The following is a 25,997-nucleotide window of genomic DNA, read 5'->3' on the forward strand; positions in this document are numbered from 1 at the left end:
CTAGCGTGACGCAGCTACTGCGTCAGCGAGCAGCGGTCTGGTAAACCACTCCCGCTTTGACAAAGAGGCTGCGCGCGTGAGCGGGCAGCCTCTTTGGGGCGACAGACGAGTCCGTCTTACTGCTTGGCGGCAGCTACCTGTGCGGCAACTTCGGCAGCAAAGTCGTCAACCGGCTTCTCGATGCCTTCGCCAACCTTGAAGTAGGTGAAGGAAACGATTTCGGCACCGGCTTTCTTGGCCAGCGCGCCGACTTTGACTTCCGGGTCCATCACGAAGGCTTGCTCTTTCAGCGAGGCTTCGGCTTTGAACTTGGAGATACGACCGTTGATCATGTTTTCAACGATGTTTTCCGGCTTGCCGGCGATCTTGTCAGCGTTCAGCTGCAGGAAGACGTTCTTCTCGCGCTCGATGGCCTCGGCAGAGATTTCCGACGCATCCAGGAACTCTGGGTTCGAAGCGGCAACGTGCATGGCAATGTTCTTGGCCAGATCGACGTCACCGCCTTTCAGGACAACAACTGCACCGATCTTGTTACCGTGCAGGTAGGCACCGACAACGTCACCTTCAACGCGCACCAGGCGACGGATGTTGACGTTCTCACCGCACTTGGCGACCAGGGCTTCACGAGCAGCTTCACGCGAAGCGATCAGCGGAGCGGCGTCGGTCAGCTTCTCGGCGAAGGCCTGCTCGATGCTTTCGGCGACGAAGTTCTTGAAGTCGTCTTGCAGGGCCAGGAAGTCGGTCTGCGAGTTCACTTCCAGCAGGACGGCGGATTTACCGTCGGTCTTGACGGCGATGGCGCCTTCGGCGGCAACGTTGCCAGCCTTCTTGGCGGCCTTGATGGCGCCCGAGGCACGCATGTCGTCAATGGCTTTCTCGATGTCGCCGCCGGCCTTTTCCAGGGCCTTCTTGCAATCCATCATGCCTTCGCCGGTACGCTCGCGCAGTTCTTTGACCAGCGCTGCAGTAATTGCTGCCATTTCAAAATCCTCTTGGAAAGTTTTTCAACCATTCCACCCGTTCGTCACGGGCGTTAAATTCTGCAAATCCGCTGTTATTACCTCAGCCAGCCCATGATGCGGGGCCTTCGCTGACAGCAGGATTTCAAGGTGGCAAAAAGGGGGCAAAGCCCCCTTTTTGCGTGCCAAGTAGACGCTAAGCGTCAATTACTCGGCAGCAGGTGCAGCCGCTTCTTCAACATAGACTTCAGTGCCGCCGGCAACGTTGTTGCGGCCGCGGATGACGGCGTCGGCCATCGAAGTCATGTACAGCTCGATAGCGCGGATGGCGTCATCGTTACCTGGGATGATGTAGTCAACACCTTCAGGGCTGCTGTTGGTATCGACAACGCCGATAACCGGAATGCCCAGCTTGTTGGCTTCGGTGATGGCAATGCGCTCGTGGTCGACGTCGATCACGAACAGGGCATCAGGCAGGCCGCCCATGTCCTTGATACCACCCAGGCTGCGGTCCAGTTTCTCCAGATCGCGCGAACGCATCAGGGCTTCTTTCTTGGTCAGCTTGGTGAAAGTACCATCTTCGGCCTGGGTTTCCAGGTCACGCAGACGCTTGATCGAAGCGCGGATGGTCTTGTAGTTGGTCAGCATGCCGCCCAACCAACGGTGATCAACGTATGGCGAACCGCAACGAGCAGCTTGCTCGGCGACGATCTTGCCGGCGGAACGCTTGGTGCCGACGAACATGATCTTGTTCTTGCCCTGGGCCAGGCGCTCTACGAAGGACAGAGCCTCGTTGAACATCGGCAGGGTTTTTTCCAGGTTGATGATGTGGATCTTGTTGCGCGCGCCGAAAATGTACTTGCCCATTTTCGGGTTCCAGTAACGGGTCTGGTGGCCGAAGTGCACACCGGCCTTCAGCATATCGCGCATGTTGACTTGGGACATGATAGTTCCTTGATAAGTCGGGTTGGGCCTCCACGTATCCCAATGACCAACCCGTGTTTCCAGGGAAACCGGGCACCCAGGCCATCGTGTCGACACGTGTGTGGGTTTGAGCTGACGGAGGACATCCCCCGAAAGCGGCGCATTTTATACCACAGCCGGCGAGCGAACGGAACCCGGATAATGCTTCGTCCGTCAGCGGCTTTTGCAGCCCCCGCCTTTTGGGGCCAGAATGCCCTCAATAGACCACCGGATCTGCTGGACTATCCCGACAGATCGACGCCGCGCTCTGGTAGAATCCAGTCTTTCCCGTTTGTTCGCGCCGCCCGCGGCGCCGTAGAGAGCCTGTAATGACCGTCACCATCAAGACCGCAGAAGACATCGAGAAGATGCGCATCGCCGGCCGCCTGGCCGCCGAAGTGCTGGAAATGATCGAGCCACACGTCAAGCCCGGTATCACCACCGAGGAGCTCGACCGCCTCTGCCACGACTACATCGTCAACGAGCAGAAGGCCATCCCGGCGCCACTGAACTACAAAGGCTTCCCCAAGTCGATCTGCACCTCGATCAACCACGTGGTCTGCCATGGCATCCCCAATGACAAGGCACTCAAGGATGGCGACACCATCAACATCGATGTGACCGTGATCAAGGACGGCTACCACGGCGACACCAGCCGGATGTTCCATGTCGGCACCGTCGCGCCGTGGGCCGAACGCCTGTCCAAGGTCACCCAGGAGTGCCTGTACAAGGCCATCGAACTGGTCAAGCCCGGCTGCCGCCTGGGCGACATCGGCGAGGTGATCCAGAAGCACGCCGAAAAGAACGGTTTCTCGGTGGTCCGCGAGTTCTGCGGCCACGGCATCGGCAAGGTGTTCCACGAAGAGCCACAGATCGTCCACTACGGCCGCGCCGGCACCGGCATGGAGCTCAAGGAAGGCATGACCTTCACCATCGAGCCGATGATCAACCAGGGCAAGGCCGACACCAAGGTGCTGGGCGACGGCTGGACCGCCATCACCAAGGACCGCAAGCTCTCGGCCCAGTGGGAACACACCCTGGTGGTGACCGCCACCGGCTACGAGATCTTCACCCTGCGCAAGGACGACACCATCCCGCGCACCTCGGCCTGATACTGAACGACAGGAACGCGACTCGATGCCCCAGGTGGATCCCGAACTGTTCGACCGCGGCCAGTTCCAGGCGGAACTGGCCCTCAAGGCAAGCCCCATCGCCGCTTTCAAGAAGGCCATCCGCATGGCCAGCGAGGTGCTCGACAAGCGTTTTCGCGAAGGCCGCGAGATCCGTCGGCTGATCGAGGACCGCGCCTGGTTCGTCGACAACATCCTGCAACAGGCCTGGCACCAGTTCAGCTGGGGCACGCCAGACGGCATCGCCCTGGTGGCGGTTGGCGGCTACGGCCGTGGCGAGCTGCATCCGTATTCGGACATCGACCTGCTGATCCTGCTCGACGCCGCCGAGCACGAGCAGTACCGCGATGCCATCGAGCGCTTCCTCACCCTGCTCTGGGACATCGGCCTGGAGGTCGGCCAGAGCGTGCGCACCGTCGACGAGTGCGCCGAGCAGGCCCGGGCCGACCTCACGGTCATCACCAACCTGATGGAAAGCCGCACCATCGCCGGCCCCGAGCCCCTGCGCCAGCGCATGCTCGACGCCACCAGCACCGCGCACATGTGGCCCAGCAAGGAGTTCTTCCTGGCCAAACGTGCCGAACTCAAGGCCCGCCATCACAAGTACAACGATACCGAGTACAACCTCGAACCCAACGTGAAGGGCGGCCCGGGCGGCCTGCGCGACATCCAGACCGTGCTCTGGGTAGCCAGGCGCCAGTACGGCACGCTGAACCTGCACGCGCTGGCCGGTGAAGACTTCCTGCTGGAGAGCGAAAACGAACTGCTGGCCTCGTCCCAGGCCTTCCTCTGGCGTGTGCGTTACGCCCTGCACATGCTGGCCGGGCGCGCCGAAGACCGCCTGCTGTTCGACCACCAGCGCAGCATCGCCGCGCTGCTGGGCTACACCGACGAAAACCCCAAGCGCGCCATCGAACAATTCATGCAGCAGTACTACCGGGTGGTGATGAGCATCAGCCAGCTGTGCGACCTGATCATCCAGCATTTTGAAGAGGTGATCCTGGCCGATGACGACAGCGGCGCCACGCAGCCGGTCAATGCGCGGTTTCGCCTGCACGATGGCTATATAGAAGCGGTCAACCCGAACGTTTTCCGGCGCACCCCGTTCGCCATGCTGGAAATCTTCGTACTGATGGCCCAGCACCCCGAAATCAAGGGCGTGCGCGCCGACACCGTGCGCTTGCTGCGCGAACATCGCCACCTGATCGACGACAAGTTCCGCCACGATATCCGCAACACCAGCCTGTTCATCGAGCTGTTCAAGTGCGAGATCGGCATCCATCGCAACCTGCGGAGAATGAACCGCTACGGCATCCTCGGCCGCTACCTGCCAGAGTTCGGCCTGATCGTCGGGCAGATGCAGCACGACCTGTTCCACATCTACACGGTCGATGCCCACACCCTCAACCTGATCAAGCACCTGCGCAAACTGCAATACACGCCCGTCTCGGAGAAATTCCCGCTGGCCAGCAAGCTCATGGGCCGCCTGCCCAAGCCCGAGCTGATTTACCTGGCAGGGCTTTACCATGACATAGGCAAGGGTCGCCAGGGTGACCACTCCGAACTGGGCGCCGTCGACGCGCAAGCGTTCTGCCAGCGCCACCAGTTGCCGGCCTGGGACAGCCGCCTGATTGTCTGGCTGGTGCTGAACCACCTGGTAATGTCCACCACCGCCCAGCGCAAGGACCTCTCCGACCCACAGGTGATCAACGATTTCGCGCTGCATGTCGGTGACGAGACGCGCCTGGATTACCTCTACGTGCTGACCGTGGCCGACATCAATGCCACCAACCCCAGCCTGTGGAACTCCTGGCGAGCGAGCCTGCTGCGCCAGCTCTATACCGAAACCAAGCGCGCCCTGCGCCGTGGCCTGGAAAACCCGCTGGACCGCGAAGAGCAGATCCGCCAGACGCAAAGCGCGGCGCTGGACATCCTGGTGCGCGAGGGCACCGACCCGGATGACGTCGAGCAGCTCTGGTCGCAACTGGGCGACGACTACTTTCTCAAGCACACTGCCGCCGATGTGGCCTGGCACAGTGATGCGATCCTCCAGCAACCGGCCGATGGCGGCCCGCTGGTGCTGATCAAGGAGACCACCCAGCGCGAATTCGAGGGCGGCACGCAGATCTTCATCTACGCCCCCGACCAGCACGATTTCTTCGCCGTGACCGTGGCCGCCATGGCCCAGCTCAACCTGAACATCCACGATGCCCGGATCATCACCTCGAGCAGCCAGTTCACCCTCGACACCTATATCGTGCTCGACAACGACGGCGGCTCGATCGGTGACAATCCACAGCGGGTCAGGCAGATCCGCGACGGCCTGACCGAGGCGCTGCGCAATCCCGAGGACTACCCGGCGATCATCCAGCGCCGGGTGCCACGCCAGCTCAAGCACTTCGATTTCCCGCCGCAGGTGACCATCCTCAACGACGCCCAGCGCCCGGTGACCATCCTCGAGATCACCGCGCCCGACCGCCCCGGCCTGCTGGCCAGGATCGGGCGGATCTTCCTCGAGTTCGACATCTCACTGCAAAACGCCAAGATCGCCACTCTCGGCGAGCGCGTGGAAGACGTGTTCTTCATCACCGACGCCGACAACCAGCCGCTGTCCGACCCGCAGCTGTGCAGCCGCCTGCAGGAAGCCATCGTCCAGCAGTTGCAGGCCGGCCAGGCCAGCGACGCCAGCCCTACCCGCATGACCTTTTGACGCTAACGAGACCTTGCGCCGATGAACCACGCCCTGACCCAGCTCCAGCCCTACCCGTTCGAGAAACTGCGCGCCCTGCTGGGCACCGTGAAACCGGCAGCCGACAAGCGCGCCATCGCCTTGTCGATCGGTGAGCCGAAACATGAATCGCCGGCGTTCGTCGCCAGGGCCATGGCCGACAACCTCGACAAGCTGGCGGTCTACCCCAGCACCATCGGCCTCCCGGCCCTGCGCCAGGCCATCGGCCAGTGGTGCGAACGGCGCTTCGGCGTGCCAACGGGCTGGCTGGACGCCGACCGTCATATCCTGCCGGTCAATGGCACCCGCGAAGCACTGTTCGCCTTCACCCAGGCCGTGGTCAACCGCGACGACGACGGCCTGGTGGTCAGTCCCAACCCGTTCTACCAAATCTACGAAGGCGCGGCCCTGCTGGCGGGCGCCACCCCGCACTACCTGCCATGCCTGGAAAGCAACGGTTTCAACCCCGACTTCGACGCCGTGCCGGACGAGACCTGGGAACGCTGCCAGGTCCTGTTCCTGTGCTCCCCGGGCAACCCCACCGGCGCCCTGGTGCCGATGGATACCCTGAAGAAGCTGATCGCCCTCGCCGACAAGCACGACTTCGTGATCGCCGCCGACGAGTGCTACAGCGAGCTGTACTTCGACGAGGACGCGCCGCCACCGGGCCTGCTGAGCGCATGCGCTGCGCTTGGTCGCAGTGACTTCAAGCGCTGCGTGGTGTTCCACAGCCTGTCCAAGCGCTCCAACCTGCCCGGCCTGCGTTCGGGCTTCGTGGCTGGCGACGCCGAGATCATCAAACCATTCCTGCTGTACCGGACCTACCACGGTTGCGCAATGCCGGTGCAAACCCAGCTGGCCAGCATCGCCGCCTGGCAGGACGAGGCCCACGTGCGCGAGAACCGCGACCAGTACCGCGCCAAGTACGACGCGGTGCTCGACATCCTGCAGCCGGTAATGGATGTACAGCGCCCGGATGGCAGCTTCTACCTGTGGGCCAAGGTACCGGGCAGCGACGCAGAATTCACCCGCGACTTGTTCGAGGCAGAGCATGTCACTGTGGTGCCGGGGTCGTACCTGTCCCGCGAGGTGAACGGCGTAAACCCAGGCGCCGGCCGCGTGCGCATGGCGCTGGTTGCTCCGCTGGCCGAGTGCATCGAAGCCGCAGAGCGTATTCGCGCATTCCTGAGCCGTTAATGTCATAACGCCCCTCTTCGGAGGGGCGTCGCCCCAGCAATATGCACAGCTCATGGCCTGCCCGCATCCCAGATACTTGCCACCCTCTCCAACCAGACGGTGACAACAAATGGTCGATTCCCTCCTTGCCTCATCCACCTATCGCCTGCGCAAGAAGCTGTACTCAGCCCATGCGCAGCACACACGCCGTAAGCGCTCGGTAGGCGTAACCTCGGTATTCTGGTCTGCCGGCCAGACACTCAGGATCTCGTTCCTGAACGGCACCTGCCCCTGGCACAAGCAGGCGATAGTCGCCACTGCGTGCCATTGGCTCAGGTACGCCAACCTGCATTTCAAGCTTGTCAACGATGGTGACAGCCAGGCCGAAATCCGCATTCGTACCGATGTCGCCGAAGACATCAACTACAGCGTCCTGGGCAACCAGTCGCTGAATGAGGCGGACGAGAGCATGGCCATTGGCGCCAAGCTGTCAGACCCGCGCTTCGAAGCAATCGTCCTGCATGAGTTCGGCCATGCGCTGGGCATGGATCACGAGCATCAGCATCCCCACGCCAACATTCCCTGGGACCTCGCGGCACTGCGTCCGCTGTTGAGAGAAATCCTCGCCAAGGAAGTGGACGACCAGGAGGCGCTCGACGATGCGATCGAGGACGAGCTCGCCACCCAGTTTCTTCCGGTGCCTGACGATGGCACCCGATTGCTGCTGCCCTACGACAGGCAGTCAATCATGCATTATCAGGTCAGGCAGACGCACACAGTCGGTAACTGGAAGGCAAGGCGAAACCAGGTAATCAGTGAAAAAGACAAACGCTTCATGCGCCTGGTCTATCCCCACCCCTGTCAGTTGCGCTGCTAACGAACCAGCCCCAGGTTCGCCTCACTCATGTCCAACTCGCCCAGCACCTGGCGCACCACTTCATCGCCCACCCGGTGCTGGCGATGCAACTCATATAGCTCCAAGCGCTGCGCCCGCAGCGCACGGAGCCTCAGGCGGCGCTCCAACTGGTCCATCTGCTCGGCCAGCGCACGGGCCTCGGCGGTGTCGTTGTAGCTGTCCAGTTCATCCCGGTATTCGGCCATCAGCCGCGCTTTCAGCTCGGTGGCCAGGGTGGCCTGGGCGGCGTCCTGGGGCGCATTGGCATCGATCACTTCCTCGGCTTCCAGGGCATGGATAGCCGCTTCGGCGGTGCGCCGCCAGGCCTCCTGCACCTCCTGGTGCAAGCGTTCGTCAGGGCTCTTGGTCACGCCACGCAGCAGGATCGGCAGGGCAATCACCGCGCTGACCAGCGACAGCAGGATCACCCCGGCGGCAATGAAGATCAGCAGGTCGCGCTCGGGGAAGGCTTTGCCCGCCCCCATCAGCAACGGCACCGACATCACGCCCGCCAGGGTCACCGCCCCGCGCACGCCGCCAAAGGTCAGCAGCCAGCAGGAGCGCGCGGTCGGCATCAGCACCAGCGCCGGCTTGCCGCGCCAGCGCCGCACCACGCCGATCGCCCGCCAGATGCTCTGCACCCAGACAAAACGCAGCAGCACCAGCGCGGCGAAGATCGCCACCACGTCCAGGCAGCGCCAGGCCAGGGTCGGCCACACCGTCGCCTCGTCGGTGACCACCGCCTTGATGATGTCCGGCAACTGCAGGCCGAGCAGCAGGAAGATCAGGCCGTTGAAAGCGAACTCCAGCAACGACCAGACACTGCGATTGAGCAGGCGGGTGCTGGTCTGACGCGGCAGCAGGTCGAGCCAGCTCTGCATCATGCCCGCGGCCACCGCCGAGAGGATGCCCGACACACCCAGGCGCTCAGCCAGCACGTAGGCGGCGAACGGCAGCAGCAGCATGAACACCACGTGGGTGGCCGGATCGTCCCAACCGCGGGTGATCATCCACATGCGCAGGCGCCCCACCAGCCAGCTCAGCGCCACGCCCACCGCCAGGCCGCCAAGGGCGACGAGCACGAAGGTCAGGCTGGCCTCGGTCAGCGAGAACACGCCGGTGATGGCGGCGGCCAGGGCGAACTTGAAGGTTACCAGGCCCGAGGCGTCGTTCATCAATGCCTCGCCCTGGAGCATGTGCATCAGGGGCGTGGGCAGGCGGTCCTGGGTGATGGCCGAGACCGCCACCGCATCGGTGGGCGACAGCACCGCCGCCAGGGCAAAGGCCACCGGCAGGGGAATGCTCGGCAGCAGCCAGTGGATGAAGTACCCGGCGCCGACCACGGTGAACAGCACCAGCCCCACGGCCAGAGCCACCACCGGCCCGCGGATACGCCACAGCTCGCGCTTGGGCATACGCCAGCCATCGGCGAACAGCAACGGCGGCAAGAACAGGAACAGAAACAGCTCCGGGTCCAGCGCCACATGCAGGCCCAGGGTTGGCCAGGCCAGCAAGGCACCCGCACCGATCTGCACCAGCGGCAGCGGCAGCGGCAACACGCGCCCCACCAGTTTCGACATGCTCACCAGCATCAGCAGGATAAGAACGGTATAGGCTGACTGCATCGGCAAGCTTCCTGTGTAATCGGAGAAACGACAGCAAGGCGAAACATCGCCATTGAAACAATATGTTAGCGAGGACCTTCTATTGTGGACCGCTGCACGTTAGTCGCAACCCACCGGCGAATATGTAACACAATGCTACTTGAGACGATGTGACATACATCCCCCCGTACCTTCGGGCCCGCAGCCGTGGCGCCAACCCCATCGATACCGCATAATCGCTCCCACCCAATCTTCAAGGAGTATCGGGGACGCCAGCCCCCAGCCGGCAGCCCCAGGCATTTCAATGGCTTACACTCTCTACGGCATCAAAGCCTGCGACACCATGAAAAAGGCCCGTACCTGGCTTGAAGAAAAGGCCATTGGCTACGACTTCCACGACTACAAGACCCAGGGCATCGACCGCGACAGCCTGAACCGCTGGTGCGACGAGCATGGCTGGGAAGTCGTGCTGAACCGCGCCGGGACCACCTTCCGCAAGCTCGACGACGCCAGCAAGGCCAACCTCGACCAGGCCAAGGCCGTCGAACTGATGGTCGCCCAACCGTCGATGATCAAGCGCCCGGTGCTCGACCTCGGCGAGCGCACGCTGGTCGGCTTCAAGCCCGACCTGTACGCGGCGGCGCTGGCCTGATCACGCATTACGCTCCATCCCTTTTCGCATGAGGTAATCGCATGTCTCAATCGCTGTTCAGCCTGGCCTTCGGTGTCGGCACCCAGAACCGCCAGGGCGCCTGGCTGGAAGTCTTCTACGCACAGCCTGTGCTCAATCCGTCCGCCGAACTGGTCGCGGCCATCGCGCCGGTTCTCGGTTATGAAGGTGGCAACCAGGCCATCGCCTTCAGCACCGCCCAGGCCGCCCAGCTGGCCGACGCGCTCAAGGGCGTCGACGCCGCCCAGGCCGCCCTGCTGACCCGCCTGGCCGAAAGCCACAAGCCGCTGGTCGCCACCCTGCTGGCCGAAGACGGCGCCCTGGCCTCCACCCCCGAGGCCTACCTCAAGCTGCACCTGCTGTCGCACCGCCTGGTCAAGCCGCACGGTGTGTCGCTGGCCGGCATCTTCCCGCTGCTGCCCAACGTCGCCTGGACCAACCAGGGCGCGGTCGACCTGGCCGAGCTGGCCGAGCGGCAACTGGAAGCGCGCCTGAAAGGTGAACTGCTGGAAGTATTCTCGGTGGACAAGTTCCCGAAGATGACCGACTACGTGGTGCCCGCCGGCGTGCGCATCGCCGACACCGCCCGTGTGCGCCTGGGCGCCTACATCGGCGAAGGCACCACCATCATGCACGAAGGCTTCGTCAACTTTAACGCCGGCACCGAAGGCCCGGGCATGATCGAAGGCCGCGTCTCCGCCGGCGTGTTCGTCGGCAAGGGCTCGGACCTGGGCGGAGGCTGCTCGACCATGGGCACCCTGTCCGGCGGTGGCAACATCGTCATCAAGGTCGGCGAAGGCTGCCTGATCGGCGCCAACGCCGGTATCGGCATCCCGCTGGGCGACCGCAACACCGTCGAAGCCGGCCTGTACATCACCGCCGGTACCAAGGTGAACCTGCTGGACGAGAACAACCAGCTGGTCAAGGTGGTCAAGGCACGCGATCTGGCCGGCCAGACCGACTTGCTGTTCCGCCGCAACTCGCTCAATGGCGCCGTGGAGTGCAAGACCCACAAGTCGGCCATCGAGCTGAACGAGGCATTGCACGCTCACAACTGAGGCTCTGCCTGGGTTTGAGGTGATAAGATCGGGTCTGCTCCTACGGGCAGACCCGATTTTTCATTCCAGGCCCCGCGAACATGTTCCAGCCCTCCCCCTGGCGTACCGACTTCCCGGCCATCGCCGCCCTGCAACGGCAGCACCAGACCTATCTGGACAGCGCCGCCACCGCGCAGAAACCCCAGGCCTTGCTTGATGCCCTGAGCCATTACTACGGGCATGGTGCAGCCAATGTGCACCGCGCCCAGCACCTGCCCGGCGCCTTGGCGACACAGGCCTTCGAGGGCACACGGGACAAGGTCGCCGCCTGGCTCAATGCAGCCGATGCGCGCCAGATCGTCTTCACCCACGGCGCTACCTCTGCATTGAACCTGCTGGCCTATGGCCTGGAACATCGCTTCGAGGCAGGCGACGAAATCGCCGTCAGCGGCCTGGAGCACCACGCCAACCTGCTGCCCTGGCAACAACTGGCGCACCGCCGCAACCTGCGACTGGTGGTCCTCCCGGTCACTGACCAGGGGCATGTCGACCTGGAGCAGGCCCTGCAACTGATCGGCCCGCGCACTCGCCTGCTGGCGATCAGCCAACTGTCCAACGTGCTGGGTACCTGGCAACCGCTGGCGCCTTTGCTGGCACATGCCCGCGCCCAGGGCGCGCTGAGCGTTGTCGATGGCGCCCAAGGCGTGGTTCATGGCCGGCACGACGTGCAGCAACTGGCGTGCGACTTCTATGTGTTCTCCAGTCACAAACTCTATGGTCCGGACGGAGTGGGCGTACTTTACGGCCGCCAGGATGCGCTGGCGTTGCTGCGTCACTGGCAGTACGGCGGAGAAATGGTGCAGATGGCGGACTACCAGAGCGCCAGTTTCCGCCCCGCGCCACTGGGTTTCGAAGCCGGCACCCCGCCGATTGCCGGGGTGATCGGCCTGGGCGCCACCCTGGACTACCTGGCCAGCCTCGACGTACATGCCGTGGCCGCCCATGAAAGCAGCCTGCACCAGTATCTGGTACGTGGCCTGGCCGATCGCGAGGGGGTTCGCCTGCTCGGCTCGCCCGAGGCGGCTTTGGCCAGTTTCGTCATCGATGGCGTGCACAACGCCGATATCGCCCACCTGCTGACCGAACAGGGTATCGCCGTGCGCGCCGGGCACCATTGCGCCATGCCACTGCTCAGGCACCTGGGGCTCGATGGCGCGATCCGCGTTTCGCTGGGGCTGTACTCAGACAGTGACGACCTGCAGCGCTTCTTCGCGGCGCTCGACAAAGGCCTGGAGCTGTTGCGATGAACCTTTCGCCAGAGGCCAGCCAAGCGCTGGAAGCTTTCGAACAGGCGCGTGGCTGGGAGCAGCGGGCGCGGTTGCTGATGCAGTGGGGCGACCGCCTGGAACCGCTGGGTGACAGCGACAAGACCGAAGCCAATCGGGTGCATGGCTGCGAGAGCCTGGTATGGCTGGTGGCTGTGCGGGACGACGGCCAGTGGCGGTTCAAGGCAGGCAGCGATGCGCGGATGCTGCGGGGGTTGCTGGCACTTCTTCTTGTGCGGGTACAAGGCTTGGCCAGCGATCAGTTGGAAGCGATCGACCTGAGCGCCTGGTTTACCCAATTGGGGCTGGAGCGGCAGTTGTCACCGTCGCGCAGCAATGGGCTGCATGCGGTGCTACTGAGGATGGCCGAACTCGCCACCCAGGCCTGAATCGCTGCCCCGCGATAGCCTAATCAGCCTTGACCCGCTCCGAAGGTCGCCGCGCCCCGGCCACCAGTTTTTCAACGGCCTTGCTCGCCGCCACCATGCCGAAGGTCGCGGTCACCATCATCACCGCGCCGAAACCACCGGCGCAGTCCAGGCGTACGCCTTCACCGACAAAGCTCTTCTGCAGGCACACACTGCCGTCGCCCTTGGGGTAGCGCAGCTGTTCGCTGGAGAACACGCATGGCACGCCATAGTTGCGGCTGGTGTTGCGCGAGAAGTTGTAGTCGCGGCGCAAGGTCGAGCGCACCCGTGAAGCCAGCGGGTCGTTGAAGGTCTTGTTGAGATCGCCGACCTGGATCTGGGTCGGGTCGATCTGCCCGCCGGCGCCACCGGTGGTGACGATGGCGATCTTGCGCCGGCGGCACCAGGCAATCAGCGCGGCCTTGGCCATCACGCTGTCGATGCAGTCGATCACGCAGTCCATCTGCTCGGTGATGTACTCGGCCATGGTCTCGCGGGTGACGAAGTCGGCCACCGCGTGCACCGTGCAAGCCGGGTTGATCGCCCGCAGACGCTCGGCCATCACCTCCACCTTGAGGCGGCCCACCTGCCCTTCGAGGGCGTGGGCCTGGCGGTTGGTGTTGCTCACGCAGACATCGTCGAGGTCGAACAGGCTGATCTCGCCCACGCCACTGCGCGCCAGGGCCTCGGCTGCCCACGAGCCGACCCCGCCGATACCGACGATGGCCACATGGGCCTGGCGCAGGCGCTGCAGGCCATCGTCGCCGTAGAGCCGGGCGACGCCGGCGAAGCGTGGATCTTCTGTGCTCATGTGGGGACCTCGAAAAAACCGGCGCGCATTATATGCCAAGGCATGCGCTCCGGGGGGAGCACAGCGCGTGAACACGCCGCAACGGCGTGGCAGAGCGGCTCGGTGTTGGAACAAAACCTACCGAGCCTGCTTTAATGTCCTATCAAGCAAATATATCTGGACGACAAGCGAACGGCCTCAGAACTACATTCCTTGTCGATAATCCAACAGATTACCTTCTCCGGCACTTGTAGGACCCACGGCCTGCGACAGCGACCCTCGCTCCCCTCTTCGGAACCTCGAACACCTATGTCATCACGTAAATTCGGTCTCAACCTGGTGGTGGTCCTGGCGATCGCCGCGCTGTTCACCGGGTTCTGGGCCTTGATCAACCGCCCGGTTTCCGCCCCCGCCTGGCCGGAACAGATCTCCGGGTTTTCCTATTCGCCCTTCCGCCTGGGGCAAAGCCCGCAGAAAGGCCAGTACCCCAGTGAGGACGAGATCCGCCAGGACCTCGAGCAACTGAACAAGCTGACCGACAACGTGCGCATCTACACCGTTGAAGGCACCCAGGCCGAGGTACCGCGCCTGGCCGAAGAGCTCGGCCTGCGCGTGACCTTGGGCATCTGGATCAGCAACGACCAGGCGCGCAACGAGCGCGAGATCGAAAAGGCCATCGGCCTGGCCAATACCTCGCGCAGCGTGGTGCGGGTGGTGGTCGGCAACGAAGCGTTGTTTCGCGAGGAAGTCACCGCCGAACAGTTGATCGGTTACCTCGACCGGGTGCGCGCCGCGGTGAAGGTGCCGGTGACCACCAGCGAGCAGTGGCACATCTGGAAGGAACACCCGGAGCTGGCGAAACACGTCGACCTGATCGCCGCGCACATCCTGCCCTATTGGGAATTCGTGCCCATGAAGGACTCGGTGCAGTTCGTCCTCGACCGTGCCCGCGAGCTGCGCAAGCAGTTCCCACGCAAGCCTCTGCTGCTCTCGGAGGTCGGCTGGCCGAGCAATGGCCGCATGCGCGGCGGCGCCGACGCCACCCAGGCCGACCAGGCCATCTACCTGCGTACCCTGGTCAACACCCTCAACCGCCGTGGCTACAACTACTTCGTCATCGAGGCCTACGACCAGCCGTGGAAGGCCAGCGACGAAGGTTCGGTTGGCGCCTACTGGGGCGTGTACAACGCCGAGCGCCAGCAGAAGTTCAACTTCGAGGGGCCGATCGTGGCGATCCCGCAATGGCGCGCCTTGGCCGTGGCCTCGGTGGTGCTGGCGATGATCGCCCTGGCCGTCCTGCTGATCGACGGCTCGGCCCTGCGCCAGCGCGGGCGTACCTTCCTCACCTTCATCACCTTCCTGTGCGGGTCGGTGCTGGTATGGATCGCCTACGACTACAGCCAGCAGTACAGCACCTGGTTCAGCCTCACCGTGGGCGTGCTGCTGGCGCTCGGTGCCCTCGGCGTTTTCATCGTGCTGCTGACCGAGGCCCACGAACTGGCCGAGGCGGTGTGGATCCACAAACGCCGACGCGAATTCCTGCCCGTGCAGGGCGACAGCGCCTATCGCCCCAAAGTCTCGGTGCATGTGCCGTGCTACAACGAGCCGCCGGAGATGGTCAAGCAGACCCTCGACGCCCTCGCCGCGCTGGACTACCCGGATTACGAAGTGCTGGTGATCGACAACAACACCAAGGACCCGGCCGTGTGGGAGCCGCTCAAGGCCCACTGCGAGAAGCTCGGCACGCGCTTCAAGTTCTTCCACGTCGCGCCCCTGGCCGGCTTCAAGGGCGGGGCGCTGAACTACCTGATCCCGCACACCGCCAAGGACGCCGAGGTGATCGCGGTGATCGACTCGGACTACTGCGTCGACCGTAATTGGCTAAAACACATGGTGCCGCACTTCTCCGACCCGAAGATCGCCGTGGTGCAGTCGCCGCAGGACTACCGCGACCAGCACGAGAGCGCCTTCAAGAAGCTGTGCTACAGCGAGTACAAGGGCTTCTTCCATATCGGCATGGTCACCCGCAACGACCGTGACGCGATCATCCAGCACGGCACCATGACCATGACCAGGCGCAGCGTGCTCGAGGAACTCGGCTGGGCCGAATGGTGCATCTGCGAAGACGCCGAACTGGGTCTGCGGGTATTCGAGAAAGGCCTGTCGGCGGCCTACGCCCACAACAGCTACGGCAAGGGCCTGATGCCCGACACCTTCATCGACTTCAAGAAGCAGCGCTTCCGCTGGGCCTACGGCGCCATCCAGATCATCAAGCACCACGCCGGCGCCCTGCTGCGCGGCAAGGGCAGCGAGCTGACCCGCGGCCAGCGCTACCACTTCCTGGCCGGCTGGCTGCCATGGATCGCCGATGGCATGAACATCTTCTTCACCGTCGGCGCGCTGCTGTGGTCGGCGGCGATGATCATCGTGCCGCACCGGGTCGACCCGCCGCTGATGATGTTCGCCATCCCGCCGCTGGCGCTGTTCTTCTTCAAGGTCGGCAAGATCCTGTTCCTCTATCGCCGCGCGGTGGGTGTCGACCTGAAGGACGCCTTCGCCGCCGCCCTGGCAGGGCTGGCGCTGTCGCATACCATCGCCAAGGCGGTGCTGTACGGTTTCTTCACCAGCAGCATGCCGTTCTTCCGCACGCCAAAGAATGCCGATAGCCATGGGCTGCTGGTGGCGATTGCCGAGGCCCGCGAAGAGCTGTTCATCATGCTGATGCTGTGGGGCGCGGCGCTAGGGATCTATCTGGTTCAGGGGCTGCCGAGTTCGGACATGCGCTTCTGGGTGGCGATGCTGCTGGTGCAGTCGTTGCCGTACCTGGCGGCGTTGGTGATGGCGCTGCTGTCGTCGCTGCCCAAGCCGGCGGACAAGGTCAGCGAAGCACAAGTCGTTTGATGCAGCGTGGGAGCGGCGGTACGCCGCTCCCGCCAAGCACATCGTGTCCGCAAACATCATTTGATATAAGATAACGCCCAGTTTCCTGCCCTGCCTTGCCCCCGGAGTCTTGCAATGACGGCCCCTGCCGAGCTTTCGCCTACCCTGCAACTGGCCTGCGACCTGATCCGCCGCCCGTCGGTCACCCCGGTCGATGCCGACTGCCAGACCCAGATGATGAACCGCCTGGGCGCCGTCGGCTTCCAGCTCGAGCCGATGCGCATCGAAGACGTAGACAACTTCTGGGCCAGCCATGGCACCCAGGAAGGCCCGGTGCTGTGCTTCGCCGGCCACACCGACGTGGTGCCCACCGGCCCGGTGCAGCAGTGGCAGCATGAGCCGTTCGAAGCGCTGATCGATGCCGACGGCATGCTCTGCGGCCGTGGCGCCGCCGACATGAAGGGCAGCCTGGCGTCGATGGTGGTGGCCAGCGAACGCTTCGTGCACGACTACCCGAACCACCGCGGCAAGGTCGCGTTCCTGATCACCAGCGACGAGGAAGGCCCGGCCCACCATGGCACCAAGGCCGTGGTCGAGCGTCTGAAGGCGCGCAACGAGCGCCTGGACTGGTGCATCGTCGGCGAGCCGTCCAGCACCACCCTGCTCGGTGACGTGGTCAAGAATGGCCGTCGCGGCTCGCTCGGCGCCAAGCTGACCGTGCGCGGCAAGCAGGGCCACGTGGCCTACCCGCACCTGGCGCGCAACCCTATCCACCTGGCCGCGCCGGCCCTGGCGGAACTTGCCGCCGAGCACTGGGACGAAGGCAATGCGTTCTTCCCGCCGACCAGCTTCCAGATCTCCAACCTCAACTCCGGCACTGGCGCCACCAACGTGGTACCGGGCGAGCTGACCGCGCTGTTCAACTTCCGTTTCTCCACCGAATCGACGGTCGAGGGCCTGCAGCAACGCGTCGCGGCGATCCTCGACAAGCACCAGCTGGAATGGAGCATCGATTGGGCGCTGTCGGGCCTGCCGTTCCTCACCGAGCCGGGCGAACTGCTCGATGCGGTGTCGTCGAGCATCAAGGCCGTCACTGGCCGCGAGACCCGACCATCGACCAGTGGCGGTACCTCCGATGGCCGTTTCATCGCCACCATGGGTACCCAGGTGGTCGAGCTCGGCCCGGTCAACGCCACCATCCACCAGGTGGACGAGCGTATCCTGGCCAGCGACCTCGACCTGCTGACCGAGATCTACTATCAGACCCTGGTACGGTTGCTCGCCTGATGCTCGCCTGCCCTCTCTGCCAGGCGCCCCTGGCGCAGCTCGACAACGGCGTGGCCTGCCCCGCCGGCCACCGCTTCGACCGCGCCCGCCAGGGCTACCTGAACCTGCTGCCGGTACAACACAAGAACAGCCGCGACCCGGGTGACAACCAGGCCATGGTCGAAGCCCGTCGTGACTTCCTCGACGCCGGGCACTACGCCCCGGTGGCGAGTCGCCTGGCGCAACTGGCTGCCGAGCGCCAGCCGCAGGCCTGGCTGGACATCGGCTGCGGCGAAGGCTACTACACCGCGAAGATTGCCCAGGCGCTGCCTGCGGCCGACGGCTACGCCCTGGACATCTCCCGCGAAGCGGTGAAGCGCGCGTGCCGCCGAGCCCCTGAAGTGACCTGGATGGTGGCCAGCATGGCCCGCGTTCCCATGGCCGATGCCAGCTGTGGCTTCATCGCCAGCGTGTTCAGCCCGCTCGACTGGCAGGAGGCCAGGCGCCTGCTCGCCCCGGGCGGCGGGCTGATGCGGGTCGGCCCGACCAGCGGTCACCTGATGGAGCTGCGCGAGGTGCTCTACGATGAAGTGCGTCCCTACGCCGACGACAAGCACCTTGCCCTGGTCCCTGAAGGCATGACCCACGCCCACAGCGAGGTCCTCGAGTTCCGCCTGAGCCTGGTCGAGGCCAAGGCCCGCGCCGATCTGCTGGCGATGACCCCGCACGGCTGGCGGGCCAGCGCCGAGAAGCGCGCACAAGTGATCGACCAACCCGAACCTTTCGTGGTCACCGTTTCCATGCGTTATGACTATTTCGTGCGCCAAGACTGAGCACACTGGAGCCACCCATGCGTCAACCCGATATCGAGATCTACCTCAAGGACGCCGAGGTCGATCACAAGCAGATCGCCGACTGGCTGACCCAGGCCCTGGGCCCGTGCAGCGAATGGAAGCAGAAAGGCCAGACCTTCAAGTGCACAGCCGGTAACATCCCGGTTACCTGGTTGCCAAAGGCTGTGGGGAAATGGAACAGCCTGTACCTGGAAAGTGACCAGACCCCCTGGGTCGACGACATCGCCTGCGCGCGTGCGGCATTCGCCGCGCTGAACGTCGAAGTGCGTTGCGCGCCAGGTAGCTGGGCGGAAGAAGACGGGGAAGAAGATGCCGATCGCTGGATCCGCATCAGCGCCGACGGTGAAGAGGAAATCACCTGGCGTACCAGCTGAGGCCGTTCGCATCAGGCTGCAAGTTCCACGGACAACTTGCAGCTTGAGCGTGCAGCCGGAAGACTCAGAGCCCGACTACATCCTCTGCCTGCAGGCCTTTCTGGCCCTGCACGAGTGCGTACTCCACCTGCTGTCCCTCGACCAGGGTGCGATGCCCCTCACCGCGGATAGCCCGATAGTGGACGAACACGTCCGCACCACCTTCGCGCTGAATGAAGCCATAACCCTTGGCATCGTTGAACCACTTAACATTCCCAGTCTCACGAGACGACATCTGAACTACTCCGGATTTTTATTTTGAAGATCGCCTTGCTGGCATGGGCTCACCGCCCGTGCCGACGCAGCTTGCGCGAATATCCTGCAAGCGGCAGGCCGAGTATATGACAGGGAACAAAAAAAATTCATGACAGGGTCATTTTTGGCGGAATTTTGCTGAACTTACGCAGATACGGCAGACTAACGTGCTGAAAAGACACTGCAACTTCCACCCAGGGCCCACCCCATGACCCGTTCTCCCCTGCGCCGCCTCATCTTCGGCGCCCTGCGTCGCGTTCTCTACCTGTGGGTGCGCTCCGAAACCATCAACCAGTCCTCGCTGACACTCAAGCTCGACCGCAGCCGACCGGTGTTCTACGCCCTCTCCTCGCCTTCGCTGACCGACCTGGCCGTGGTTGACCACGAATGCACCAAGGCAGGGCTGCCACGCCCGGTGCTGCCGGTGGCCGTCGGCCCCTTGCAGGAGCCCGCGGCGTTCTTCTACCTGACCCCCGACCCCGACTGGCTCGGCCGCCAGGACAAGCGTGGCGCGCCGCCCACCCTCGAACGCCTGGTCGCGGCGATCAGCCAGCACGCCGAGGAAGACGCGCAGATCATTCCGGTCAGCGTGTTCTGGGGCCAGACCCCGGCCAGCGAGTCGAGCCCGTGGAAACTGCTGTTCGCCGACAGCTGGGCGGTCACCGGCCGCCTGCGCCGGCTGCTCAGCGTGCTGATCCTCGGGCGCAAGACCCGGGTGCAGTTCTCCGCGCCAATCCACCTGCGCGAGCTGGTGCAGCACAACAAGGGCCACGAGCGCACCGTGCGCATGGCCCAACGCATGATGCGCGTGCATTTTCGCAACCTGAAGACCGCGGTCATCGGGCCAGACATCTCGCACCGGCGCAACCTGGTCAAAGGGCTGGTGCACGACCCGTTGGTGCGCCAGGCGATCAGCGACGAGGCCGACCGCGAGAAAATCCCCTACGCCAAGGCCGAGGCCAAGGCGCTGCACTATGGCAACGAGATCGCCTCGGACTATACCTACACCGCGATCCGCTTCCTTGAAGTGGTGCTGAGCTGGTTCTGGAACAAGATCTACGACGGCATCAAGGTCAACCACATCGAGCAGGTGCAGGGTATCGCCCCCGGCCACGAAGTGATCTACGTGCCCTGCCACCGCAGCCACATCGACTACCTGCTGCTGTCCTACCTGCTGTTCCGCAACGGCCTGACGCCGCCGCACATCGCCGCCGGCATCAACCTCAACATGCCGGTGATCGGCGGCCTGCTGCGCCGCGGCGGGGCGTTCTTCATGCGCCGCACGTTCAAGGGCAACCCGCTGTACACCGCCGTGTTCAACGAATACCTGCACACCCTGTTCACCAAGGGCTTCCCGGTGGAGTACTTCGTCGAAGGCGGGCGTTCGCGCACCGGGCGCATGCTGCAGCCGCGCACCGGCATGCTGGCAATCACCCTGCGCAGCTTCCTGCGCTCCTCGCGCACGCCGATCGTCTTCGTGCCGGTGTACATCGGCTACGAGCGGGTGCTCGAAGGCCGCACCTACCTGGGCGAGCTGCGCGGCGCCAGCAAGAAGAAGGAATCGATCTTCGACATCTTCAAGGTCATCGGCGCGCTCAAGCAGCGCTTCGGCCAGGTGTACGTCAACTTCGGCGAGCCGATCCGCCTGAACAGCTTCCTCGACCAGCAGCAACCCGGCTGGCGCGAACAGGCGCTGGGCCCGCAGTTCCGCCCGGACTGGCTCAACGAAACCACCACCCGCCTGGGCGAAACGGTTGCCCGCCACCTCAACGAGGCTGCGGCAATCAACCCGGTCAACCTGGTGGCGCTGGCCCTGTTGTCGACCAGCCGCCTGGCCCTGGACGAACGAGCCCTGACCCGCGTGCTCGACCTGTACCTGGCCCTGCTGCGCCAGGTGCCCTACTCGCCGCACACCACCCTGCCCGAGGGTGACGGCAAGGCACTTATCGAGCACGTACTGGGCATGGACCTGCTGGCCGAGCAGAAGGATGCGCTGGGTCGCATCCTCTACCTGGACGAAGCCAACGCGGTACTGATGACCTACTACCGCAACAACGTACTGCACATCTTCGCCCTGCCGGGGCTGCTGGCGAGCTTCTTCCTCAGCAGCTCGCGCATGAGCCGCGAACTGCTGGGCCAGTACGTGCGAGCGCTGTATCCGTACCTGCAGGCCGAACTGTTCCTGCGCTGGACGCCCGAGCAACTGGACGAGGTGATCGACCAGTGGCTGGCGGCGCTGGTCGAACAGGGGCTGCTGCGCAAGGAGCAAGACATCTACATGCGCCCCGCGCCCAGCTCGCGGCAGTTCGTGCTGCTGACGCTGCTGGCGCGCACCATCACCCAGACCCTGCAGCGCTTCTACATGGCCACTTCGCTGCTGCTCAACAGCGGCCAGCACACGCTGAGCGCCGAGGAACTGGAGGAGCTGTGCGTGATGATGGCCCAGCGCCTGTCGATCCTGCATGGCTTGAATGCGCCCGAGTTCTTCGACAAGACTCTGTTCCGCCACTTCATCCAGACGCTGGTACGCGAAGGGGTCTTGCGACCCGACAGCACCGGCAAGCTGGGCTACCACGACAAGCTCGCCGAACTGGCCGAAGGCGTGGCCAAGCGCGTGCTGTCAGCGGAGCTGCGCCTGTCGATCCGCCAGGTGGCCTTGCACCGCGATGAAACACCGGAACCTGCCGCGCTTGCCTGACTGGCCCGATCACGGCCTGAACGATACGCTGAACCTGTTCCATTCTGCCCATAAGGAAAGCCCCATGATCCGCTCCTCCCTGCGCTTCACCACCCTGTGCGCCGGCCTGCTGTTGTCGGCCAGCGCCCTGGCCCTGTCGCTTGGCGACCTGTCCCAGAGCGACGCCTCCGGCGGCCTGAAGGACGCCCTCACCCAAGGCGCGCAGATCGCCGTCAAGCAACTGAGCACCCCCGGTGGTTTCAGCAACAACCCGGACGTGCGCATCGAGCTGCCAGGCAACCTCGGCAAAGCGGCCAAGGCCATGAAGATGTTCGGCAAAGGCGACCAGGTCGATGCCCTGGAAACCAGCATGAACAAGGCCGCCGAGGCTGCCGTGCCGCAAGCCCAGGCGATCCTGGTGGACGCGGTGAAGAAGATGACCGTGACCGATGCCAAGGGCATCCTCAGCGGTGGCCAGGATTCGGCCACCCAGTACCTGAACAAGAGCAGCCGTGAGCAGATCCGCGCCAAGTTCCTGCCGATCGTCAAGCAGGCCACCGACAAGGTCGGCCTGGCCCAGCAGTACAACAGCTTTGCCGGGCAGGCCAAGGGCCTTGGCCTGATCAAGGATGACGCCAATATCGAGAACTATGTGACCGAGAAGGCGCTGGACGGCTTGTTCGAGATGATCGGCAAGCAGGAAGAAAGCATTCGCCAGAACCCGGCCGGTGCGGCCACCAGCCTGGCCAAGAAGGTGTTCGGCGCGCTGTGATGTCGAGCTGAAAACCAGTGGGGCTGCTGTGCAGCCCTATCGCTGGCAAGCCAGCTCCCACAGGTACTGCGCAACTCGTGTGGGAGCCGGCTTGCCGGCGATAGGAGGGCAAAGCCCTCCCGCTCGTTCCTCAGTTTTTCTTGACCCTGAACCACGCCGCATAGAGCGCCGGCAGGAACAGCAGGGTCAGCACCGTGGCGACGATCAACCCACCCATGATCGCCACCGCCATCGGTCCGTAGAACACACTCCTCGACAACGGAATCATCGCCAGCACCGCCGCCAGCGCGGTCAGCACGATCGGCCGGAAGCGCCGCACCGTGGCCTCGATGATCGCCTGCCAACGCTCCATCCCTGCGGCGATATCCTGTTCGATCTGGTCCACCAGGATCACCGAATTGCGCATGATCATGCCCGCCAGGGCGATGGTCCCGAGCATGGCGACGAAACCGAACGGCTGGCGGAACACCAGCAGGAACAGAGTCACGCCAATCAGCCCCAGGGGCGCGGTGAGGAACACCATGAACATCCGCGAGAAACTGCGCAGCTGGATCATCAGCAGGCTCAGCACTACCACGATGAACAGCGGCATGCCGGCGTTCACCGAACGCTGGCCACGCTCGGAGTCTTCCACCGTGCCGCCCACCTCGAGCAAGTAGCCATCAGGCAGCTCGTCCTTGATCTGCGCCAGCGTCGGCTGGATCTGCTTGATCAAGGTCGCCGGCTGTTCCTTGTCGTAGATATCGGCGCGCACGGTGACCGTGGGCAGGCGGTTGCGGTGCCAGATGATGCCTTCCTCGAAGCCGTACTCAAGGGTCGCCACCTGCGACAGGGCCACGCTCTGGCCGTTGTCGGTGGGCACCGCCAGGCTGCCCAGGTTGCCCAGCTCACGGCGCTCCTCTGGCGTACCGCGCAGGAGAATCTCGATCAGCTCGTTGTCTTCGCGGTACTGGCTGACGTTGCTGCCGGTCAGTGAACTCTGCAGGAAGCTCGACAGGTGCGCGGTGCTCACGCCCAGCGCCCGGGCACGGTCCTGGTCGATATCCAGGTACACCGCCTTGCTCGGTTCTTCCCAGTCCAGGTGCACGTTGACCACATGCGGGTTCTCGCGCACCTTGGCCGCCACCTCGCGGGCCAGGGCGCGGACCTTCTCGATGTGCTCGCCGGTGACCCGGAACTGCACCGGATAGCCTACGGGCGGGCCGTTTTCCAGGCGCGTCACCCGCGAGCGCAGGTCGGGGAACTGCTGGTCCAGGGTGCCGATCAACCAGCTGCGCAGGCGTTCACGGTCCTCCAGCGACTTGGCCAGCACCACGAACTGGGCAAAGCTCGCCGCCGGCAGTTGCTGGTCCAGCGGCAGGTAGAAACGCGGTGAACCAGTGCCGACATAGGCGACGTAGTTGGCGATACCGTCCTGCTGCTTGAGCAGCGCCTCCAATTGCTTGACCCGCTCGGCGGTGTTGTTCAGCGAAGCGCCTTCGGTCAGCTTCAGATCGACCATCAGCTCCGGCCGCCCGGAAGCCGGGAAGAACTGCTGAGGCACGAAGCGGAACAACAGGATGCTGCCGACGAACGCGGCGATGGTCAGCACGATCACTGTCTTGCGTCGCCGCACGCACCACTCGACCACGCGCCGGACTCGTTGGTAGAACGGTGTTGCATAGGGGTCGGGGGCGTGCCCGTCGGCGCCGTGGCGAGCGGCGTGAAGCTTGGCCAGGTCCGGCAGCAGGCGCTCGCCCAGGTAGGGCACGAACACCACCGCCGCCACCCAGGACGTGAGCAAGGCAATGGTCACCACCTGGAAGATCGAACGGGTGTATTCCCCAGTACTCGAAGCCGCCGTGGCGATCGGCAGGAAGCCCGCTGCGGTGATCAGGGTACCGGTGAGCATCGGGAACGCCGTACTGGTCCAGGCGTAGCTCGCGGCCTTGAGCCGGTCATAGCCCTGCTCCATCTTGATCGCCATCATCTCCACTGCGATGATCGCGTCGTCGACCAGCAGGCCCAGGGCCAGCACCAGCGCCCCCAGCGAGATCTTGTGCAGGCCGATGCCGAAGTAGTGCATGGCGGCGAAGGTCATGGCCAGCACCAGCGGGATCGCCAGCGCCACCACCAGGCCGGTGCGCAGGCCCAGCGAGAAAAAACTCACCAGCAGGACGATGGCCAGGGCCTCGACCAGCACCTGCACGAACTCACCGACCCCGGCCTTCACCGCCGCCGGCTGGTCGGACACCTTGCGCAGTTCCATGCCTGCCGGCAGGCTCTGCGCCAGGCGGGCGAACTCGCCCTCCAGAGCCTTGCCAAGCACCAGGATGTCGCCGCCGTCCTTCATCGACACCGCCAGCCCGATGGCGTCCTCGCCCATGAAGCGCATGCGCGGCGCGGGTGGGTCGTTAAAACCGCGCTGCACCTCGGCGACGTCACCGATGCGGAAGGTGCGATCACCAATGCGGATAGGAAACTGGCGAATCTGCTCGACGCTGTCGAAGCGCCCGCTGACCCTCAGTTGCAGGCGCTCGCTCGAGGTTTCGAAGAAACCCGCGGTACTCACCGCGTTCTGTTCGCGCAGCGCCTGCTGCACGGCGGCGAGCGGCACCCCGAGAGTGGCCAGCTTGACGTTGGACAGTTCGATCCAGATCTTCTCGTCCTGCAGGCCGATGAGCTCCACCTTGCCCACGTCCTTGACCCGCTGCAGCTGGATCTGGATACGGTCGGCGTAGTCCTTGAGCACCGCGTAGTCGAAGCCGGCGCCGGTCAGGGCGTAGATATTGCCGAAGGTGGTGCCGAACTCGTCGTTGAAGAATGGCCCCTGCGCTTCGGGGGGCAGGGTGTGCTTGATGTCCGCGACCTTCTTGCGGATCTGGTACCACAGCTCGGGGATATCCTTGGAATGCATCGCGTCACGGGCCATGAACGTGACCTGGGACTCACCGGGCCGGGAGAACGAGACGATCTTCTCGTACTCGCCGGTCTCCATCAGTTTCTTCTCGATACGTTCGGTGACCTGGCGCGACACCTCCTCGGCGGTCGCGCCTGGCCACAGGGTACGGATGACCATGGCCTTGAAGGTGAAGGGTGGATCCTCGCTCTGCCCCAGCTTGGTGTAGGACATGGCGCCTACTGCCGCCAACAGGATCATCAGGAACAGTACGATCTGGCGGTTGCGCAGCGCCCAGGCGGAAAGGTTGAAACCCAT

The 25,997-nt window shown here is 64.2% G+C and carries 20 protein-coding genes; 14 read left to right on the plus strand and 6 right to left on the minus strand.

What is annotated here, in order from left to right:
• Nucleotides 1–116: 116 nt before the first annotated feature.
• The gene (tsf, locus tag ACZ9C1_RS13115; protein WP_023629890.1) at nucleotides 117–980 is read right to left on the minus strand and encodes a translation elongation factor Ts; all 864 of its coding nucleotides are present in this window, start codon (nucleotides 978–980) and stop codon (nucleotides 117–119) included.
• Between the two features lie 186 nt (nucleotides 981–1,166).
• A complete protein-coding gene (rpsB, locus tag ACZ9C1_RS13120; protein WP_023629884.1) occupies nucleotides 1,167–1,904 on the minus strand; it encodes a 30S ribosomal protein S2 in 738 nt (245 codons plus the stop codon).
• A 347-nt stretch (nucleotides 1,905–2,251) separates the two neighbouring features.
• Between rpsB and map the strand changes: the two genes are divergently transcribed.
• From map to ACZ9C1_RS13140, 4 genes are all read left to right on the plus strand, one after another.
• Complete coding sequence (gene map, locus ACZ9C1_RS13125) at nucleotides 2,252–3,034, plus strand: type I methionyl aminopeptidase (protein ID WP_094011637.1); 783 nt, start codon at nucleotides 2,252–2,254, stop codon at nucleotides 3,032–3,034.
• A 25-nt stretch (nucleotides 3,035–3,059) separates the two neighbouring features.
• Nucleotides 3,060–5,762, plus strand: coding sequence for a [protein-PII] uridylyltransferase (locus tag ACZ9C1_RS13130; protein WP_277501786.1), 2,703 nt, complete (start codon nucleotides 3,060–3,062; stop codon nucleotides 5,760–5,762).
• A gap of 21 nt (nucleotides 5,763–5,783) precedes the next feature.
• Complete coding sequence (gene dapC / locus ACZ9C1_RS13135; protein WP_277501787.1) at nucleotides 5,784–6,977, plus strand: succinyldiaminopimelate transaminase; 1,194 nt, start codon at nucleotides 5,784–5,786, stop codon at nucleotides 6,975–6,977.
• A 109-nt stretch (nucleotides 6,978–7,086) separates the two neighbouring features.
• Nucleotides 7,087–7,833, plus strand: coding sequence for a zinc metalloprotease (locus tag ACZ9C1_RS13140; protein WP_258599999.1), 747 nt, complete (start codon nucleotides 7,087–7,089; stop codon nucleotides 7,831–7,833).
• Here ACZ9C1_RS13140 and ACZ9C1_RS13145 read toward each other — a convergent pair.
• The gene (locus tag ACZ9C1_RS13145) at nucleotides 7,830–9,476 is read right to left on the minus strand and encodes a Na+/H+ antiporter (protein WP_277501789.1); all 1,647 of its coding nucleotides are present in this window, start codon (nucleotides 9,474–9,476) and stop codon (nucleotides 7,830–7,832) included. The genes ACZ9C1_RS13140 and ACZ9C1_RS13145 overlap by 4 nt on opposite strands.
• Before the next feature lie 283 nt (nucleotides 9,477–9,759).
• Between ACZ9C1_RS13145 and ACZ9C1_RS13150 the strand changes: the two genes are divergently transcribed.
• The 4 genes from ACZ9C1_RS13150 to ACZ9C1_RS13165 all read left to right on the plus strand — a co-directional run bounded on the left by ACZ9C1_RS13150 (nucleotide 9,760) and on the right by ACZ9C1_RS13165 (nucleotide 12,876).
• On the plus strand, nucleotides 9,760–10,107 hold the full coding sequence (locus tag ACZ9C1_RS13150) for an ArsC family reductase (protein ID WP_023631566.1): 348 nt from the start codon (nucleotides 9,760–9,762) through the stop codon (nucleotides 10,105–10,107).
• A gap of 41 nt (nucleotides 10,108–10,148) precedes the next feature.
• On the plus strand, nucleotides 10,149–11,183 hold the full coding sequence (gene dapD / locus ACZ9C1_RS13155; protein ID WP_046854388.1) for a 2,3,4,5-tetrahydropyridine-2,6-dicarboxylate N-succinyltransferase: 1,035 nt from the start codon (nucleotides 10,149–10,151) through the stop codon (nucleotides 11,181–11,183).
• Nucleotides 11,184–11,263: 80 nt separating this feature from the next.
• Nucleotides 11,264–12,469: a cysteine desulfurase gene (locus ACZ9C1_RS13160; RefSeq protein ID WP_457378823.1), complete on the plus strand. Its 1,206-nt coding sequence runs from the start codon at nucleotides 11,264–11,266 to the stop codon at nucleotides 12,467–12,469.
• The gene (locus ACZ9C1_RS13165; protein WP_457378822.1) at nucleotides 12,466–12,876 is read left to right on the plus strand and encodes a SufE family protein; all 411 of its coding nucleotides are present in this window, start codon (nucleotides 12,466–12,468) and stop codon (nucleotides 12,874–12,876) included. The genes ACZ9C1_RS13160 and ACZ9C1_RS13165 overlap by 4 nt, the downstream gene beginning before the upstream one ends.
• Nucleotides 12,877–12,895: 19 nt before the next feature.
• Here ACZ9C1_RS13165 and tcdA read toward each other — a convergent pair whose 3' ends face one another.
• Nucleotides 12,896–13,705 carry a tRNA cyclic N6-threonylcarbamoyladenosine(37) synthase TcdA gene (tcdA, locus tag ACZ9C1_RS13170; RefSeq protein WP_038706694.1) on the minus strand — a complete coding sequence of 270 codons (810 nt, stop codon included), beginning with the start codon at nucleotides 13,703–13,705 and terminating at the stop codon, nucleotides 12,896–12,898.
• A gap of 288 nt (nucleotides 13,706–13,993) precedes the next feature.
• Between tcdA and ACZ9C1_RS13175 the strand changes: the two genes are divergently transcribed.
• The 4 genes from ACZ9C1_RS13175 to ACZ9C1_RS13190 all read left to right on the plus strand — a co-directional run bounded on the left by ACZ9C1_RS13175 (nucleotide 13,994) and on the right by ACZ9C1_RS13190 (nucleotide 19,058).
• Nucleotides 13,994–16,585 carry a glycosyltransferase gene (locus ACZ9C1_RS13175; protein ID WP_476254051.1) on the plus strand — a complete coding sequence of 864 codons (2,592 nt, stop codon included), beginning with the start codon at nucleotides 13,994–13,996 and terminating at the stop codon, nucleotides 16,583–16,585.
• Between the two features lie 114 nt (nucleotides 16,586–16,699).
• Nucleotides 16,700–17,851 carry a succinyl-diaminopimelate desuccinylase gene (gene dapE / locus ACZ9C1_RS13180; RefSeq protein ID WP_102684042.1) on the plus strand — a complete coding sequence of 384 codons (1,152 nt, stop codon included), beginning with the start codon at nucleotides 16,700–16,702 and terminating at the stop codon, nucleotides 17,849–17,851.
• Nucleotides 17,851–18,663, plus strand: coding sequence for a putative RNA methyltransferase (locus tag ACZ9C1_RS13185; protein ID WP_277501794.1), 813 nt, complete (start codon nucleotides 17,851–17,853; stop codon nucleotides 18,661–18,663). The genes dapE and ACZ9C1_RS13185 overlap by 1 nt, the downstream gene beginning before the upstream one ends.
• Before the next feature lie 17 nt (nucleotides 18,664–18,680).
• A complete protein-coding gene (locus tag ACZ9C1_RS13190; RefSeq protein ID WP_102684040.1) occupies nucleotides 18,681–19,058 on the plus strand; it encodes a hypothetical protein in 378 nt (125 codons plus the stop codon).
• Nucleotides 19,059–19,122: 64 nt separating this feature from the next.
• Here the strand turns inward: ACZ9C1_RS13190 and ACZ9C1_RS13195 are convergent, their stop codons facing one another.
• A complete protein-coding gene (locus ACZ9C1_RS13195; protein WP_011535295.1) occupies nucleotides 19,123–19,332 on the minus strand; it encodes a cold-shock protein in 210 nt (69 codons plus the stop codon).
• A 228-nt stretch (nucleotides 19,333–19,560) separates the two neighbouring features.
• Here ACZ9C1_RS13195 and plsB point away from each other — a divergent pair, with 228 nt between their 5' ends.
• Together plsB and ACZ9C1_RS13205 are read left to right on the plus strand one after the other, a co-directional pair.
• The gene (plsB, locus tag ACZ9C1_RS13200; protein ID WP_139669169.1) at nucleotides 19,561–22,050 is read left to right on the plus strand and encodes a glycerol-3-phosphate 1-O-acyltransferase PlsB; all 2,490 of its coding nucleotides are present in this window, start codon (nucleotides 19,561–19,563) and stop codon (nucleotides 22,048–22,050) included.
• Between the two features lie 64 nt (nucleotides 22,051–22,114).
• Nucleotides 22,115–22,801, plus strand: a complete 687-nt coding sequence (locus ACZ9C1_RS13205; RefSeq protein ID WP_023631317.1) for a DUF4197 domain-containing protein — start codon at nucleotides 22,115–22,117, stop codon at nucleotides 22,799–22,801.
• A 130-nt stretch (nucleotides 22,802–22,931) separates the two neighbouring features.
• Here the strand turns inward: ACZ9C1_RS13205 and ACZ9C1_RS13210 are convergent, their stop codons facing one another.
• Nucleotides 22,932–25,997, minus strand: coding sequence for an efflux RND transporter permease subunit (locus tag ACZ9C1_RS13210; protein ID WP_258599995.1), 3,066 nt, complete (start codon nucleotides 25,995–25,997; stop codon nucleotides 22,932–22,934).

This window comes from Pseudomonas sp. TE21435, from assembly GCF_056279265.1.